The 16,013-nt window shown below is 71.2% G+C and carries 13 protein-coding genes; 8 read left to right on the plus strand and 5 right to left on the minus strand.

The window, feature by feature from the left end; translation table 11 throughout:
* Positions 1-1,275 (minus strand): metallophosphoesterase, encoded by a 1,275-nt coding sequence (locus tag E8A74_RS24065; protein ID WP_170229325.1) that lies wholly within the window; start codon positions 1,273-1,275, stop codon positions 1-3.
* Positions 1,276-1,359: 84 nt separating this feature from the next.
* Positions 1,360-3,225, minus strand: a complete 1,866-nt coding sequence (locus E8A74_RS24075; protein WP_170229326.1) for a bifunctional serine/threonine-protein kinase/formylglycine-generating enzyme family protein — start codon at positions 3,223-3,225, stop codon at positions 1,360-1,362.
* Between the two features lie 82 nt (positions 3,226-3,307).
* On the opposite strand from E8A74_RS24075, the gene E8A74_RS24080 reads away from it, so the two are divergent.
* Positions 3,308-4,162, plus strand: a complete 855-nt coding sequence (locus E8A74_RS24080) for an alpha/beta fold hydrolase (protein ID WP_136931406.1) — start codon at positions 3,308-3,310, stop codon at positions 4,160-4,162.
* A 43-nt stretch (positions 4,163-4,205) separates the two neighbouring features.
* Here the strand turns inward: E8A74_RS24080 and E8A74_RS24085 are convergent, their stop codons facing one another.
* Positions 4,206-5,810: a hypothetical protein gene (locus E8A74_RS24085; protein WP_170229327.1), complete on the minus strand. Its 1,605-nt coding sequence runs from the start codon at positions 5,808-5,810 to the stop codon at positions 4,206-4,208.
* A 474-nt stretch (positions 5,811-6,284) separates the two neighbouring features.
* Here E8A74_RS24085 and E8A74_RS24095 point away from each other — a divergent pair, with 474 nt between their 5' ends.
* The 3 genes from E8A74_RS24095 to E8A74_RS24105 all read left to right on the plus strand — a co-directional run bounded on the left by E8A74_RS24095 (position 6,285) and on the right by E8A74_RS24105 (position 10,066).
* Complete coding sequence (locus E8A74_RS24095) at positions 6,285-6,941, plus strand: hypothetical protein (protein ID WP_136931409.1); 657 nt, start codon at positions 6,285-6,287, stop codon at positions 6,939-6,941.
* On the plus strand, positions 6,928-8,190 hold the full coding sequence (locus tag E8A74_RS24100; RefSeq protein WP_136931410.1) for a hypothetical protein: 1,263 nt from the start codon (positions 6,928-6,930) through the stop codon (positions 8,188-8,190). Before E8A74_RS24095 ends, E8A74_RS24100 begins: the two co-directional genes overlap by 14 nt.
* A 124-nt stretch (positions 8,191-8,314) precedes the next feature.
* Positions 8,315-10,066, plus strand: coding sequence for a PAS domain S-box protein (locus E8A74_RS24105; RefSeq protein WP_136931411.1), 1,752 nt, complete (start codon positions 8,315-8,317; stop codon positions 10,064-10,066).
* Here E8A74_RS24105 and E8A74_RS52605 read toward each other — a convergent pair.
* Entirely contained in the window at positions 10,053-10,466 is a 414-nt protein-coding gene (locus E8A74_RS52605) for a PilZ domain-containing protein (RefSeq protein WP_170229328.1), read from the minus strand. The two genes, E8A74_RS24105 and E8A74_RS52605, sit on opposite strands and share 14 nt — an antisense overlap.
* A gap of 102 nt (positions 10,467-10,568) precedes the next feature.
* On the opposite strand from E8A74_RS52605, the gene E8A74_RS24115 reads away from it, so the two are divergent.
* Positions 10,569-11,741: a Kelch repeat-containing protein gene (locus E8A74_RS24115; RefSeq protein ID WP_170229329.1), complete on the plus strand. Its 1,173-nt coding sequence runs from the start codon at positions 10,569-10,571 to the stop codon at positions 11,739-11,741.
* A 1-nt stretch (position 11,742) separates the two neighbouring features.
* On the opposite strand, the gene E8A74_RS24120 is transcribed toward E8A74_RS24115, so the two are convergent.
* On the minus strand, positions 11,743-12,573 hold the full coding sequence (locus tag E8A74_RS24120; protein WP_136931414.1) for a J domain-containing protein: 831 nt from the start codon (positions 12,571-12,573) through the stop codon (positions 11,743-11,745).
* Positions 12,574-12,628: 55 nt separating this feature from the next.
* On the opposite strand from E8A74_RS24120, the gene E8A74_RS24125 reads away from it, so the two are divergent.
* The 3 genes from E8A74_RS24125 to E8A74_RS24135 are packed head-to-tail and all read left to right on the plus strand — an operon-like array spanning position 12,629 to position 16,010.
* Positions 12,629-13,441 (plus strand): hypothetical protein, encoded by an 813-nt coding sequence (locus E8A74_RS24125; RefSeq protein WP_136931415.1) that lies wholly within the window; start codon positions 12,629-12,631, stop codon positions 13,439-13,441.
* The gene (locus E8A74_RS24130) at positions 13,438-14,271 is read left to right on the plus strand and encodes a S8 family serine peptidase (RefSeq protein WP_136931416.1); all 834 of its coding nucleotides are present in this window, start codon (positions 13,438-13,440) and stop codon (positions 14,269-14,271) included. Before E8A74_RS24125 ends, E8A74_RS24130 begins: the two co-directional genes overlap by 4 nt.
* The gene (locus tag E8A74_RS24135) at positions 14,268-16,010 is read left to right on the plus strand and encodes a tetratricopeptide repeat protein (protein ID WP_136931417.1); all 1,743 of its coding nucleotides are present in this window, start codon (positions 14,268-14,270) and stop codon (positions 16,008-16,010) included. The genes E8A74_RS24130 and E8A74_RS24135 overlap by 4 nt, the downstream gene beginning before the upstream one ends.
* Positions 16,011-16,013 lie beyond the last annotated feature (3 nt).

Raw genomic sequence — 16,013 nt, forward strand, 5'->3', positions numbered from 1 at the left:
TCAGGCCGACACGAGCACGACGCGCGTCACCTCCGGCGGCGCGCCGACCCGCGCCGGCGGTCCCGCCGTCCCGAACCCGCGGTTCACCCACAGCCGCGATCCATTCCGCTCGTAAAGCCCCGCGACGTACCCGTACGGGAGCACGAGCTTGCCCGGCTGCAATGCGCCGAGGTTCACCTGCCCGCCGTGCGTGTGCCCCGAGAGCTGCAAGGCCACCTGGCCCGCGGCCTCCGGAAAAAACACGGGGTTGTGGCAAAGCAAGACACGCGGCAGGTCCTTCGGGACCCGCGCGAGCGCAGCGTCGAGGTTCGGCCCATTCCCCGGCGCGAGCCGCCGCGCCCACACGTCCTCCACGCCGAGCAGCGAAAACCCATCTTTCTCGTCGCCGATCACGAAGCCGTCATTGCGCAGGACCCGCGCCCCGGCCGCCTGCAAGGCCGCCACGACCTCGTCGATCCCCGCATACCAATCGTGATTGCCCGGAATGGCCACGACGCCGTCTCGCGCGAGCGGCGCGATGTTCCGCACAAAGCGCCCGAGCATCTCCGCATATCTCGCGTCGTTGTCGAGGAGGTCGCCGGTGAGCACGATCCGATCGGGCCGCGCCTTGCGCACGAGCTCCTCGGCCGCGCGCATCTCGGCGTCGCCGACGAACGTGCCGAAATGAATGTCCGAGAGCTGGACCAGCGTATACCCGTCGAGGCGCTTCGAAAGCCCCGGGATCCGGACGGGCACCTCCTCGATCACGTAATCGTGCCGGCCGAAGACCGCGCCATAAAACGAGCTGCCCGAGCCCACGAGCAGCGCCGAGCCCGTCACCGCCTGCGTGAGGAAGTCACGGCGCGTGGGCAAGGCGGGCGCCGCCTCGGCGTTCGCGGGCGCCGGGGCCGGCGCCTCCGCGGGCGCAGGCGCGGGCGCGGCAGACTCGGTCGCGAGGGCGAGCACGGGCTCGGGCGCAGGCGCAGGCTTCACGCGGGACGCGATCCACGTGAAAGGCAGGGCCCCGAGCTTCGCGAGATCCACGAGCAAGAGCAGGCCCGTGCTGATGAGGAGCGCGAGCAGGAGCGTGAACGCGACCTCGCCGAGCGGGCGCAGGCCGACGGCGCGCGCGAGGATCATCGCCACCACGGACCCGAGCACCACGAAGAGGCCTGCGCGCTCGGCCCGCACGGAGAGCCCGAACGCCTGCTTCAAGCGGCGGCCCACGTAAAAACTCGCGGCGAAAAGAACGAGCGAGATGACGACGAAAAAGATCACGATCCGCGGAATTCCCATGGGATGCCGTGCCCTCGGTCGCGAAGCGTAGCGCACGCCCGGCGCCCGCGGGAGGGGGCCGCCCGAAGAGTTCGGGCTCGGTGCTCAGCGCGCCGAGCGCACGCAACGAAAGCCGCCGCCCGCGAAACGATAATGCGGCTCGAACCGGGTGCGCGAATACGTCTTCAGCGATTGCGCGCCGAAGAGCCAGGAGCCGCCGCGCATGACGTAGAGCGGGTGCGGCGGCCGCGCCGTGTTTTTCGGGTTGCGCGAGGGGCCGTCCGTGTAAAAGGCCGGATCGTCGACGTCCTCGCACCACTCCCACACGTTGCCGGCCATGTCGAGCGCGCCGTACGGCGATTGGCCCTCGGGGTAGGAGCCGACGGGCGAGGTGCCGCGGTGTTTTCCGCCGTAATGGGCCCGCGAGGGCGTCGGCTCGGCCTTGCCCCAGGGATACCGACGGCCGTCCGTGCCACGCGCGGCCTTCTCCCATTCGGCCTCCGTGGGCAAACGCTTGCCGGCCCACGAGGCATACGCGCACGCGTCGTCCCACGAGACGTTCACCACGGGGTGCTCCTCGAGCCCCCGAGGCACGACGCCGCGCGCCCAATGCGCGAGGAACCGACCGCCGCTCTCGTCGACCGGCTTGTATCCGGTGACCTGGACGAAGAGCGCGAATTGCCGGTTCGTGACGGGCGCGCGGTCGATGTAATACGCGTCGAGGAAGACCTCGCGGCGATCCGGGCCCATGAGAAACGACCCCGCTGGCACGAGCACGGACTCGGCGCCGTCGGTGTCGCGCAGGACCGTGGCGAGCGGCGGAACGGAGGTGCTGGTCGGGCGCACGGCGACGTGCCCCGGCGTGGGTTCGTCAATGGCGGCGAGCAGGCGCTCGCGGAACTCTGCGCAGGTCTGCGGCCGCTCGGCGGCGTTTTTCGCGAGCGCGGAGAGGATGAGGTCTTCGAGCAGGGTCGGGATCTCGGCGCGGTGCTGCGAGGGCTTCGGGGGCTCGGCCTGGACGTGCGACATCATGAGCGCGAAATGGTTGTCCTCGGGGAAAGGCGGCCGGCCCGCCGCGAGCTCGTAGAGCGAGACGCCGAGCGAGTAGATGTCCGAGCGATGATCGGCCGTCTTGTCGCCCTTGACCTGCTCGGGCGACATGTACCGGCAGGTGCCGAGCAGCGCGCCGCTCACGGTGTACGTCGTGCCTTCGAGGATCCGCGCGATGCCGAAATCGACGACCTTCGGAACCAGCTCGCCCGCAGGCCCGCGCATGACGAGCACGTTGTCGGGCTTGAGATCGCGATGGATGATGCCCTGCCGGTGCGCCGCGTCCATCGCGTCGAGCACGGCGATGAAGATCTCGCGGATCTCGACGAAGGGCATGCGGCCGCGCCATTTCACGAGGTGATGCGCGAGCGTTTGCCCCTCGACGTGCTCCATCACGATGCCGAGCAAGTGCTCGTGCTCGATGAGGTCGAAGACGGAGACGACGTGCGGATGCGAGAACGTGCGCAGGACGCGGGCCTCGCGGACGAAGCGGCGCCGAATCTCGGCGTCGCCCGCGAGGTTCGAGTGCAGGCACTTGATCGCGACCGTGCGGCCGAGCGCGCCGTCGTGCGCGCGGTAGACGACGCCCATGCCACCCTCGCCGAGCACGTTCTGCACGGCGTACACGCCCGAGAGCACGGTGCCCGACGGGATGCGCATGGGCGGCAAGCGGCTGTTCGGCTGGGCAGACGCAGGCGTCGGCTCAGGCTGGACGTTGGGGGCCCCGCTCGGACGAGCCGAGCTGTGCCCCCAAACCCCCTGTTCAACCGGCGTCGTCGGCGCGAGCGCGCTCGGCACCTTCATGAAGAGGACCGTGGGATCGGGCGCGGCAGCGACAGGAGCGCCGCAATCGGCACAAAAACGCGCCTTCTCGCCAATCACGGCGCCGCAACGCCGGCAGGAGGGCTCGCCCGTAGCCATGGGGGGCGGCAGAGCTTCGCAGATCGTCGGGGCACGAGGCAAGACATCGTCGCGCCCGAACCCTGCGTGGTAAAAAGCGACCATGGTTCTTCTGTCCGTCCTCGATCACGTGACGCGTGCGATGCTCGTGCGCCGCGGCGTCGAGAGCCGCTTCGTCGAAACGCCCGTCGGGCGCGTGCACGTGTACGACGCGTCGGGCCAGGGAGCGGCCCCGCCCGTCGTGTTCCTGCACGGCATCGCCGCGTCCTCCGCGGTGTTCGCGCCGACCCTCGCGAGGCTCCGGAAACAGAGCCGTCGCGTGGTCGCCGTCGACGCGCCGGGGCACGGACTTTCGGGCGCGCCCTGGGTCACGCTCGGGCCCGAGCGCCTGTTCGAGGCCCTGTCGTACGTGCTCGATCACGAGCTCGACGCGCCGTCCGTCGTCGTGGGCAATTCGCTTGGCGGCGCGATGGCGCTCCGGTACGCGCTGCGGAGCCCCGAGCGCGTCGCAGGCCTCGCGCTCACGTCGCCGGGCGGCGCGCCGGTCGAGGATCCCGAGGAGTGCGAGCGCTTCCTGCGCGGGTTCGTCCTTTCGAACGTGCGCGACGCCCGCGACTTCCTCGGGCGATTGAACCACGCCGTGCCGTGGTACGGGCCGCTCGTCGCGCCGGATCTCGTGCGCATCTTCAAGAACCCATCCGTGCGCTCGATCCTCGACGGGCTCGAGCCGAAGCACTTCTTCGCGCCCGGCGAGCTCGCGTCGCTCTCCATGCCGATCCACGTGATCTGGGGCCAATCGGACCGCGTGATCCCGCCGTGCTGCCTCGGCTTCTTCAAGGAAAACCTGCCGCCGCACACGGTCTTCCTGGAGCCGGAGGGCATCGGGCACTCGCCGCACACCGAGGACCCGAAGGCGTTCGCGGACTTCGTGCTCCGCGCGCTCGAACGCGCCTCGTGAGCCGCCGCAGCAGCCAGGCGCGCTCGCGCGAGACGGGCTCGTTTCAGGGCGCGCCGGGGTCGATCTTCGCGATGACCTCGTCGCGCGGCCGCGCGCGGTAAAACAGGCTGCGCTTCGGCGCCTCGGCCATGATGCCCTCCCAGGTGCGGCGACGCGGGCGCTTCATTTGATCGGCGAGGCCAAACGGAAACCCCGTCACGGGGTCGGCGCGCTCGACGAAGATCGCGTGCTGGTGAATGTGCTTGTCGCGCTTCTCGCCCTGGATGGAGATGACGTCGCCCGGACGAACCTCGTCCGCAAAATCATGTAGCTCCGCGAAGAAACGCGACCGCTCGCCGAAGGGGATCCGCTCTTCGCCGCGGAAGCGGCGGACCTCGAAGAGCTCGGGCTTCGCCTCGGCGAACTCGCCGAACGAGATGACGCCGCGGCGGTTCTTGATGCCGGATTCGTCGAAATCGAGCCGCCCCACGGCGCGGCCGGGTTTGTCGCCGCGGGCGCGGTACCAGGTGCCCGCGGCGCGCTCGTAGGTATCGAGGACGAAATCGACGCACACCTCGGGCGGGCGTGGGCGGCCCGAGGAATCGAAGACCGCGTACCGTTTTTCTTCGAACGAAAAGCTGTCGCGGCCCTGGAGATAGGCCGTCATCCATTGCGGCCGGAGGGTGCCGTCGCGGAAATGGTCGGGCTCGGCGTCGGGGCGATCGAAGGGAAGCGCCTCGTCGACGGCGCGGCTCACGGCGCCGCGGATCGCCTGCATCGCGCGGCGTTTTTGCGCGGTCTTGTCCTGGAAGGCGCGGACGGCTTCGCGCGCGGGGGGATCCTCGGCGAGGCAATCGAACGAGAGGCGCGCGCCGTCCGCGCGGAGGAGCGCCGCGGCCCAGGTCTCGCCAAAGCGGAGATCGGCGACGATCGCGGATTCGGTCGTGTGGCGGAGGCGCGCGCGCTCGAAGCCGATCTCGTCGGCGAGGGCGGCGAGATCGCGATGGAGCGGTCGTTCGAGCTCGGCCTCCGTGACGGCGACCCGATCGCCGAACAGCAGATCGGCGGGTTTGCCCGCGGCGTCCTGATAACGAACCTCGCGGCGGACCTCCACGCGATCGAGGGCGCGTATCTCGTGGCCTCGGAGGAGGTGGATGCGGGGCTCGTCGAAGAGGTCGGCCAGGGTGATTTGCGTGACGAGGGCGAGGGCGTCCTGCGGGTCGGATGCATACGCGTATCCCTCGCGGAGGACGAGGGCGCGGAGCGCGCGCGGATCACCGCGGTGCCGCTTGCGCAAGCCGCCGACGCGGCCGCCTGGGCGCTCCTTGGCGTACAGGCGGGCGGAGGGGACGAGGCGTGCGTCGAGGGCGTCCTCGGGCGTGGGCGCGGGCTCGCGGACGAAGACGAGGGGTTCGCCGCGGGCGCGGCCGAGGATTTCGATCCGGGCGGCGTCGAAGGCGGGCGCGCCTGGGGCCGCGGGAGAAGCGAGCACCTCCGCGACGCGACGGCGGCAAGCGTTTGCCTCGTCCTCGACGTTCGGGGCGGCCGGCGCGGGCGCGGAGGCGGTGGGCGCAGCCGTGCTGGCGAGCGCGGGCGCGGGGAGCGGGCCTCGGTCGCAGGCGAGGCCGAGGAGCGGAAGGACGAGGGTCGAGAGGAGTGCCCAGCGCATGCGGACCGATGGACGAACGAGGGGGCCCAGGGAATTCCCATGATCGGGGCGCGGCGTCCATCCGGCGCTGTCCCGAGAGCAACCGGGCGAGCGTCGGGGCCCCGGATCGGACCGAAAATGTCCGCTCTCGCATGAATACGACGACGCGGTGCGCCGTGGGCCGCGGCAGGGGATATGGACATTGTCAGTCCCATCGCCGGACATTCCTCTCGACAACCACGAACGCGCCGGATCCCGCATGAAACAAGGGCTTCCGGCTTTTTTCCAGGAATTCGGTTCGCGGACGGAGAATGTCCGATCGCGGGATCGATTCCATTGCGGCGAACCCGGAGATTGCGTATGCATGGGTTCACGGCTCGCGGGACATGAGCCGGCGCTCGGGGGAGGTACGCTCGCGCAGGAAGCGCGGCGAGGGCCGTCTTTTGTGCGGAGGTGCGTCCGAACGTGGGCGCGCCCCCTCCTTTTGAGCGAACGATGAACGACTCGAACCATTCCTCGGACCTGGCCATGCAAGGAATCGACGTCTTCCTGAATACTTACGTGCGAATCGACGAGGGAACGGCCGTGCTCCTCTGCTTGCATCGCTCCTCGGTGCGCACGGCGGCCTGGATCTATGCTGCGCTCTGGACGCGTGGCGCGGGCCCCGAGACGTATTGCTTCGAAGAGGACGACGAGGCCGGCGACGAGGCGGTGACCGCGGCGATCCAGGCGCTCCGCGCGCGGCCGGGCGTCCGGCGCGTGGCGGTCATCGTATGCGAGCCGGGCGGGCCGTCTCTTCAAAACGCGCTCTGCCAGGCGCAAGGGGACAAGCCCGAGCGGACGCCGATCTTCCGCATCTCGGGCCGCGGGATGGGGATCTTCGAGACGGGATTCGGCGCGGCCGAAGACGAGGCCGAACACGAGGGCCTCGGGCTCACGCCGAGCGACATCGACGATCTGCTCGCGCAGTGCGACACCGAAATGGGCGACCTCGACGATCGCGATATCGAGGAGGTCGCCGCGATGGCCCTGGAAGAGGATATCGACGCGCTGAGCGACGAAGAGCTCGCCGCGCTCGCCGAGCTCGAGGACAGCGAACTGCTGGAGCTCGCGACGGCCTGGGGCGAGGAGGGTTTCCGTGTCCTTGCTTGAAGAGGTGCCCGTGCGACGAAATGCATTGCAATCGGCGAACGGCCCCGCGTCGTCGCGGCGGCGCGTGGACGGGCGGTTCATCACGGACGAGCCGCTCGCGCCCTACGATCGTCACGTGCGGCGCGAACTCGCGAGCTGGTCGGCCGAGGTGCTGCAAAGGCTGGACACGGCGCCCGAAGACCCGATGGAGCGCGCCGCGTCGCTCGCCCGCGCGCACCAGGACGCGGCGCTCCTCGCGAGCTCCTTGGGCCGCCCGAACGAGGCGCGGCTCATTTGCCACGCGGGGCTCGATTGCGTGGCGGAGCAGGCGGAGACGTCGGGCGATACGTCCGTCCTGCTCCTCGGCTTCGGCCCGCTCGTGGAACTGTCGCGGCTCGACGCGCGGCTCGGGCGGACCGACGAGGCGCTCGGCGTGCTGGAGCGTTTGTCGGGGCTCTTGCGAGGCCAGGGGCTCGTGTTCGGGGCGCTGACGATCGCCCCCGCGACCTGGTCCCGCATCGGGCCGGGCGAAGGCGGCGCCGAGGGCGCGCTCGCGTCGATGGTGGCGATCGAGACGCTCCGGACGCTGCTCGGCTCGGGTCGTCACGAAGCGGCGCTGGAGATCGCGCGCAGCCAGGCGCCGGCGCCGGCCGATCCGGTGCTCGAAGCGATGCGGCGCGAGGCGTACCTGGTCTCGCTCTGCCGGCTCGGTCGCGGCGAGCAAGCGCTGCTCGTGGCCGCGCTCTGGGCCGCGGAGGCGCACCCGATCCGGCGGCCGATCTTCGAGATCCGCCACGCCGAGGCGCTCGCCGCGTTCGGCGACCCGGTGCGGGCGCACGCGATCACCGAGGAATGCGTGCGGCGCGTGGAGTCACGCCTCGCGGCAGGACCCGCGACCCTGTTCGATCTGACGATCGCGGCGCGCGTGTCGCGGCTGCTCGCGACGCTCGGAGATCCGCTCGCGGCCGAACTCTGCCGAACGACGCTCCCCGCGGCGACGTCGCTCGGCGACGTGCCCCTCGCGGCGGAGCTCGCGCTCCGGATCCTCGCCATGGATCGCCGTCCGGAGGAGCGCGCCGAGGCGCTCGAAGCGCTGCGTGCGATCGCGACGGGCAGCGGATACCGGATCCCCGCCGTGGAGCGAGCGATCGAGGCCGAGGACGGCCCGCTGCTCGCGCGCTCCTTGAAAGAACGCGCGCCGAGTTATCCGCGGCTGTTCGAACGCTTGCTCGGCTTCCCGCCCGACACGCTCGATCGTTCCTCGAAATGAAACGCTAGGACCTCGAACACGAGGCGCGGCGTACCGACGGCGACCTCTTGGCTCGCGCGTCCGTCTTCCCCATTCTTCGGGTGGACTGGAAATCCGCGCGCGCAGCGCAGAGGCGGCGCCTCCAATGCGGTCGACGGGCGCGCGCGCGTCGTGCGAGGATGCGACCCCAAACAAGCGCGATTCGCGCTGGCTCATCAAGGACACGAAGCGGGCGATGGAGCATCGGGACGAGGTGGAGGCGCTGCGCGCCGAGGTGAGCGCGCTCCGAGCAGAGCTCGCGGAGGCCCGCGCGGCGCGGGACCGAGAGAGATGTCTCGCCGCGGGCTACCGCGAGCTCTTCCACGGCGTCCCGACCGCCATGATCCTGACCGACAGCGCCGGGCGCTTCGTGGACATGAACGAGGCCTTCGTCGCCCTGCTCGGCTATACGCTCGACGATCTGCGCGGCCGCTCCCCGGACGAGATCTCGCACCCGGATGATCTGCCCGTCGAGCGGACGCTCTTCGCGTCGCTCGCGCGCGGGACGCGGCCCTTCGTGGAGTTCGAGAAGCGCTACCGCCGCAAGGACGGGACCTGGATGTGGGCGCGCCTGTTCACGGGCGTGGTGCGGAACGAGCAAGGCGAGATCATCGCGTCGTACGGGTCGCTGAAGGACGCGGAAGAGGAGTTCAGCACGACGGTGACGTCGGTGCGCGCGGTCGAGGCGCGCAACCGCGCGCTCCTCGACGCCGTGCCCGATCTGCTCTTCGTGATGGGCCGCGACACGCGGTTCCTCGACTGCAAGCCCGCGCGGGACGTGCCGCTGCTCGTCTCGCCGGCGCAGTTCCTCGGGCGGCGCCTCGTCGACGTGTTCGGCACCGACTGGTCGCGACGGCAAGCCGACATCATCCGCGACGTGGCCGAGGACGGCGAGCCGAGGATGGACAGGTACTCCGTCGAGACGCCCGACGGCCCCATGCATTTCGAGGCCATGTTCTCGCGGTCGAGCACGGGCGAGGTCGTCGTCGCGATCCGGGACGTCACGAAGCGCGTGCAGGCCGAAGCCGAGCGGGATCGGCTCGCGCGCGAGGTGAGCGCGCAGGTGAACGAGCTGCGGCGCTGGAAGGCGCTCGCCGACCGCGCGCCCGACGGGATCTCGATCGTCGGCCTCGACGGCGAACTGACGTACGCAAACGCGGCGTTCGAGGACATGCTCGATCGACGTCCGCTCGTCGGGACCAACGTGGCGCACGTGCTCGCGACGGCCGCGGAGGCCCGGAGCATCGACACAGCGCTCCGGGCCGAAGGCCAGTACCGCGGCGATCTCGTGCTCCTGCGGGGCGATCGGACGCAGATCGCCACGCAAGGCGTGCTCTTCGTCATGACGAACGAGGACGGGACGCCCGCGTCGTTCGGCACGATCATCCGGGATCGGACCGAGGAGCGGCGCGCGGAGGAGGAGCGGGCGCTCCTGCGCGAGCAGCTCATCGTGGCGCAACAAAAGCTCATCGAGGAGCTGGAGACGCCGATCCTGCCCGTGGCGCCCGGCGTGCTCGTGATGCCGCTCGTGGGGCGGGTGGACGCGGCGCGCGCAGAACGGCTGCTCGGATCGGTGCTCGCGGGGACCACGGCGCACGGGGCGCGCATGGTGATCCTCGACATCACGGGCGTGCCGGTGGTGGACGCGGAGGTGGCCGAGGGCCTCGTGCGGGCCGCGCGCGCGGTGCGGCTGCTCGGCGCCGAGACGCTCCTCACGGGCGTCGGCGCCCTCGTGGCGCGGGAGCTCGTCGCCCACGCCGAGGAGATCGCGGTGCTCCGGCCTTGCAGCACGCTCGAACGCGCGGTCTCGATCGCGCTCGGGATGTCGCGGCGCGGCAGCGGTCCTAAAGCAAGCTGATCATGTCGACGGTGGCGGCGTAATCGACGCGCGGCGCGCGCGACGACACGACCGTGGGATACGCGCAGAGCGCCTCTTCGAGGGCATGGCGCGTCCCGCCCGGCGGGAGCTCGAACGCGATGCCGACGCCGCGGCGGCCCTCGTGCGCAGCAAGCTCATCGGCGATCCGCGTGACCTTGCCGCGGGCATCGATCCACTGCTCCCGCCCGGGGATTCGCAGCGAAATCAGGACGTCGTCGCCCACGGTGGCGGGCGCGTCCGCAACGAGGAGCATCCCGCAGGTGGACAGGTCGACGCCCCGAGCGCCGAGCATGGTGAAATCGTCCTCGCGTACGACTTGACACTCGACGGTCACGGCATGGCGCGGGACGCGGCGCTCGTTGACAAGCAACATCTCCATCAGTGGCCTCCTCGCGCGAAGCCTACCGAGCCGCCCCGACGCGGCCAAGAAAGCGCCTTTCCCACGTCCCCAGAGCGCGCCGCGTTGGGATACGCTCGGGCCATGTCCTCGCGTACCTTCGTCCTCGCGCTCCTGCCTCTCGCCTGCCTCGCCTGCGGTGATCCCGCCTCGAACGAGCCGCCGGACCAAGACGGGCCGCCGAAGGAGATCGTCTGGAACGCGCTGCCCACGAACGGCGCGCCCGCGCCGCGGTACGCGCATTCGGCCGTGTGGGCGGGCTCGAAGATGATCGTGTGGGGCGGCGATCTCGGCGGAAACCCGGCCGCGACGAACACGGGCGGCATCTACGATCCGGCCACGCGCACGTGGACGAGCACGAGCACGGCGGGCGCGCCGGCCGCGCGGTTCTCGCACACCGCGGTATGGACGGGCTCGAGGATGATCGTGTGGGGAGGCTTCGGCGCCGCGGATCTCGAAGCCGCGGGCGGGATCTACGATCCGGCGACGGACACGTGGACGCCGATGAGCACGATGGGACAACCTCCGCCGCGCTTCGCGCACACCGCGGTGTGGACGGGCTCGAAGATGATCGTGTGGGGCGGCGCGAGCGGGGCGAACGTGCTCGGCTCGGGCGGGATCTACGATCCGGAGACCGACACGTGGATGAGCACGAACGGCGCAGGAGCCCCGAAGGGGCGCCGGTATCACGGCGCCGCGTGGTCCGGGCAGCAGATGGTGGTCTGGGGCGGGACCGACGCCTTCGATTGGCTCAACGACGGTTTGTGGTTCGATCCCACGGGCACGCCGCAGGGCGTGTGGATCCGCCCGACGGGAACGAGCAACGTGCCGGAGCGGCGCGAGCGTATGACCCTGGTCGCCACGGGCCCGTTGTTCCTCGTGTGGGGCGGATGGAACGGCGGCGTCAACTTGAACACGGGCGGGCAGCTCGACGCGGAGTCGAACGAATGGACGCCGACGACAATCAAAGGCGCTCCAGGCATCCGCGCCGATCACGCGAGCGTGTGGGCCGGCAATCACCTCGTCGTGTGGGGAGGTTGTCGGGAAACACCTTGCATGCCGAACAACATCGAAGGAGACGGGGGACAATACGTGCCGGGTCGGGACGGCGGCACGTGGTATCCGATCGCGGCGCAGGCAAACCTCCCGGCGCGGTACGGGGCGACGCTCGTGTACACGAAGAGCTCGGTGATCGCGTGGGGCGGGCGGACGGATCCGTCGACGCGGACGAATACGGGCGCCGAAGCGCCGCTTTGATCTACGCGACGAGCACGTGATACGCCGCGCTGACCTCGGCAAACCGCGCGGCGTTCCGATCCCGCGTCGCTGCGGGAGCCGTGACGTGGCGATCAGGATGCAGCTCGATCGCGAGCTTGCGGAAAGCGCGCCGCACCTCGTTTTCGCTGGCCGCCTCCGAGAGGCCCAGCTTCGCGAGCGCACGCCGCTTCGCTTCGGGGATCGGGTGGCAAAACCGCGACGACGACGCGCGCGGCGGCTCCCTCCGTGTCTCCTCCTCGGCCTTCGGCGCGCCGGGGTAAAACCTTTGCGCGCGCGCCGGCGCGCGGCGGTAGCGGACCTCGGACGCGGGGACGAGATCCCGCAGACGCGGCCGGCCCACCAGAAAATCACGTGGTTCGAGCGGGTGAATGCGGCGCGCGGTGATCTTCGTGGGCCGGGCCGTGTGAAACGCGATGGCCGCGTCCTCTAGCTCGAAGAGCGCGTCGAGCTTCATGCGGAGCTGCACGCGCAGCGCAGCTTCGACGGTCGACGGATCCGCGAGGCGCTCCGCGACGAGGATCTCCCCGCTCGGCCTCGGATCACCGTCCCCGAGGCGGCGCAGGAGCGCGCGCAACGCCGGCTCACCGAGGAACCCTTCGCGCCGGAGCAGCTCCCCGAGCGGCGGCGCGGGCAAGCTCGACTCCACACCGGAGACGAGGCCCGAGGCCAAGTGGATCTTGTGCCTCGACGACACCGCGCCGGGAGGCGCCCATAGATCGGAGAGCTCGAGCGTGCCCGTCGTCCGCTGGCGATACAGCCTCCCGAGCAGATCCCCGAGCGTCGTCGCCGAGAGCCGGCTGGGCAGGATCATGGGCGTCGGTTACCCAAAGCCTCCGATCGTGGCCAAGTTTTTGTAGGATGCGGCCATGACGCTTCCCGCGCCCGCCGCCGACGTCGCCCGAGCCTCGTTGCTCGGCTTCTCGAGCCGGCTGCGAGATCTGCTCGCCACGCTGGAGTCCGCCGCCCTCGTGGGTCAATCGGAGGTGCGCATGCGCGGGCTCGGCGAGCACCTGCGTTTCGCGTGCCTCGCGCTCCCCTGCGCCGAGGCGCTCGTCGCGCTCGAAGTCGAGACGCTCGGCCGGCTCAGCGTCCCCGTCGTGGCCGATGCCCAAGGCTATCGCCGCGCCACGCTGGAGTTTCTCCCGAGCGGGACGCCCTTCGCCTACCTGCTCGGCGGCGGCGGCGCGCACGCCGCGGAGCTCGGCCCGGACGATCCGATGATCGCCGCCTTGCGCCCCGCGCTCGCGACGAAGCCAACGGCGGGCATCTTCGTCCCGATCCGCATCGGCGAGTCCACGATCGGCGGCGCCGCGCTGCTCGCGGCGGACACGCCGCTCGGCGATCATCACCTGGAGATGGCCGAGCGCCTCGCCGAGGTGCTCGCGTTGACGGTCGAGTCGTTCCGCACCGAGCAGATGATCTTTTCGCTCTTCGCGCGCGCGCTGCCGGACCTGCTCGGCGCGGACGCGCCCACGTCGCTGCGCGAGTCGCTCGCGCAGTACATCCACGCGTTGCGGCTCGGGCCGACGTACAAGGAGCGGCTGAAGCTCTCGCTCGCCGTGGGCAAGCTCTGCGATCGCGGGCCGGCCGAGGCCATGCTCTGCGCCGAGGTGCTCGGCCGCATCGACGCCTACGCAGCCTCGATGGGCGGCGTCGCGTCCTACGACGGAACGCCATGACGGAGACGAGCGCAGAGGCGACGAACGAGGCGCGCCGCGTGCGTGTCGCCCTCGTGGACTCGGGCGTGGACACGTCGCACCCGTGGCTCGTGAACGCAGCGCTTCGCTCGCTGCGCGTCGAGCGGAAGGGCGAGGGATACACGGTCGGCCCCGACGAACCTGTCGATCGTTCGGGCCACGGGACGGCGTGCGCGGGCATCATCCACAGGCTCGCGCCGTTCGCCGAGATCACGAGCGTCTGCGTGCTCTCGCCCGAGGGCCGATGCTCGCGCGACGGGCTGCTCGCGGCGACGCGCTTCTGCGTGCGCGAGGGCTTCGACGTGGTGAACCTGAGCCTCGGTATCGACGTGCCCAAGGGCGCGCCGCTCCGGCCGACCGACTACAAATCGATCGTCGAGCTCTACGAGATCGCGGACATCGCGTACACGGCCGGCGTGGTGCTCGTGGCGTCGGGGCCCAACGCGTCGGCGTTCCGGACCTACCCGGGCCGCTTCAAATCCCTGATCGGCGTGGGACGCGCGTCGTCCGACGACCCGGAGTTTTTGCGAACCGAGATCACGGTCGACTGGGAGATCCTCGCGCCGGGCAACGACGTGCTCGCGCCCGCGCTCGGCGGCGGCGAGCGGAGGTGGACGGGCACCTCGTTCGCCGCGCCCCACGTGGCGGCGCACGTCGCGCGCCTCCGGCGCGACCGATCCGATTTCTCGATCCAGGACATCAAGGCCGCGCTGCACGCGCTCGCGGCCCGGCGGCTCGAACGCGAAGCAGGCCTTCCGCGTGTCTCGCTCCCCCCCGCGCAGATCGATCACGGAGGCGCGCTCTCATCATGATCCGTCCCTTGGACCCCCTTCACGAGGTCTCTTCGATCGCGCGGCTCCTGAAGAGCGCGCCCGCGGAGGAGGCGCACGCCGAGATGGCGCGCCTCGAAGCCCAAGGCCTCGATCCCTTGCGCGCCGCCGCGCGCCTCTTCGCGAAGGGCGCGCTCGGCCAGCGGGAAGGCGCGCTCGATGTGGCGCGCGAGAGCCTGTCCGCGGCGGCCGCGGCGTTCGCGGATCTCGGCGAGACGCGCGCCAGCAAGATCGCGCGGTGCGAGGCGATCCTGGCGGCGGTGCGGCGCGGCCCGCGCGCGGTGTACCGCGAGTCGATCGCGATGCTCGAAGCCCTCACGCGGGAAGCGGACGGCGACGCGCTCGTCGAGGTCGTCGCGACGCACTACCGCGGCGCGGCGGAGCGGCTGCTCGGCGACGCGGCGGCGACGCAGCGCAGCCTGCTCTGGGCGCTCGAACGATCGCAGCCGTTCCTCGACGAACGCGCGAAAATCCTGAACTCGCTCGGGACGCTCTACGTGGTCATGGGCGCGCACGGCGCGGCGCGGGAGCTGCTCGAGCACGCGGCCGAGCTGCACCACCAGCACGGCGACGTCATCGGCGAGGCGATCTCCTTCGGGCAGCTCGGCTCGGCCGCGCTCGCGCTCGGCAACCTCGAACGCGCGCGGCATTTCCTGCAGCGGCAGGAGTGGCTCTGCTCGCGGGTCGGCGACGTCTTCGGCCAGGCCCGCGCGCTGAACTTCCTCGCGGACGTGGCGAGCGCGCGCGGCCGCCCCGACGACGCCCTCGCCCTCGCGACCCGCGCCCGCGAGATCGCCGCCGCCGCGCGCCCGCCGCTCCGCCTGTGGATCGCCTACGCCACGCGCGCGATCGGCCGCGCCCGGATGGACCTCGGCGATACGAACGCGCGCGAGGATCTCGAAGCCGCGGCGACGCTCTTCGGCGAGGTGGGAAACCCGCTCGGCGCCGCGCTCACGAGCTGGGATCGCGCGAGGATCGAGGCACGCACGAGCGCCTCCGTGCCCGAACCTCGGGCGCCCGCGAGCTTCTTCGGCCCGGCTTCGCAACTCGCCGCGCTCGGCCTCTCGGGCCGCGTCGCCGAAGTGTTGCGGGACGATCGGACGTTCTCGGCGGGAGGCGCGCGCGCCTCCGAAAAGGCCATCGCGGCCGCGTCGCAGGGGTTGCCGCACCTCTCCGTGGCCCAGGAGGTGGAGCTCCTCCACGCCGCGCCCGACGAGCTCGCGCGCCTGGCCGAGGCGAAGACCACCGCGCAACGCAACCTCGCCCGCCTCTCCTCCTTTTGCCTCGCCCCGCCAGGCCTCCTCGTGGCAGCCGTGGCGAGCCCGAGCGCGGGCACGGGGCGGCCCTCGTTGCCCTCCGAGCGCAGCGCAGCGGCCGCGATCGCAGACATGCCCGGGATCGTCGTGTGGGCCTGGCTCGCGAGCACGCCGATCGTCGAGGTAGGCCGTGATCTCGCCTCGCTGAAGGTCGCGCTCGGCAGCGATGCGCGGGCGAGGCTCTCCCGCGTCGCGGAGGCGCGTGTCCTCTCGGCGCCGCTCGCGGGTGAGGTCGGGCCTCTCGTCGAGGCGCTGGATCTAGGCCCGATCGTGGCTGCGGCGCTCTCCTTGCCGCCGGCGACGCTCGAGGTCGGCGCGAGCGTCGCGTGGGATCCCGAGGCCGAGGGGCGCGCGGTGATGGCGGGCTTCGCGGTGCGCAGGGATCCCACGGATGGGCCCGCTTGACGT

Origin of the sequence: Polyangium fumosum (assembly GCF_005144585.1) — a bacterium.
In the GTDB taxonomy this organism is placed as follows: domain Bacteria; phylum Myxococcota_A; class Polyangia; order Polyangiales; family Polyangiaceae; genus Polyangium; species Polyangium fumosum.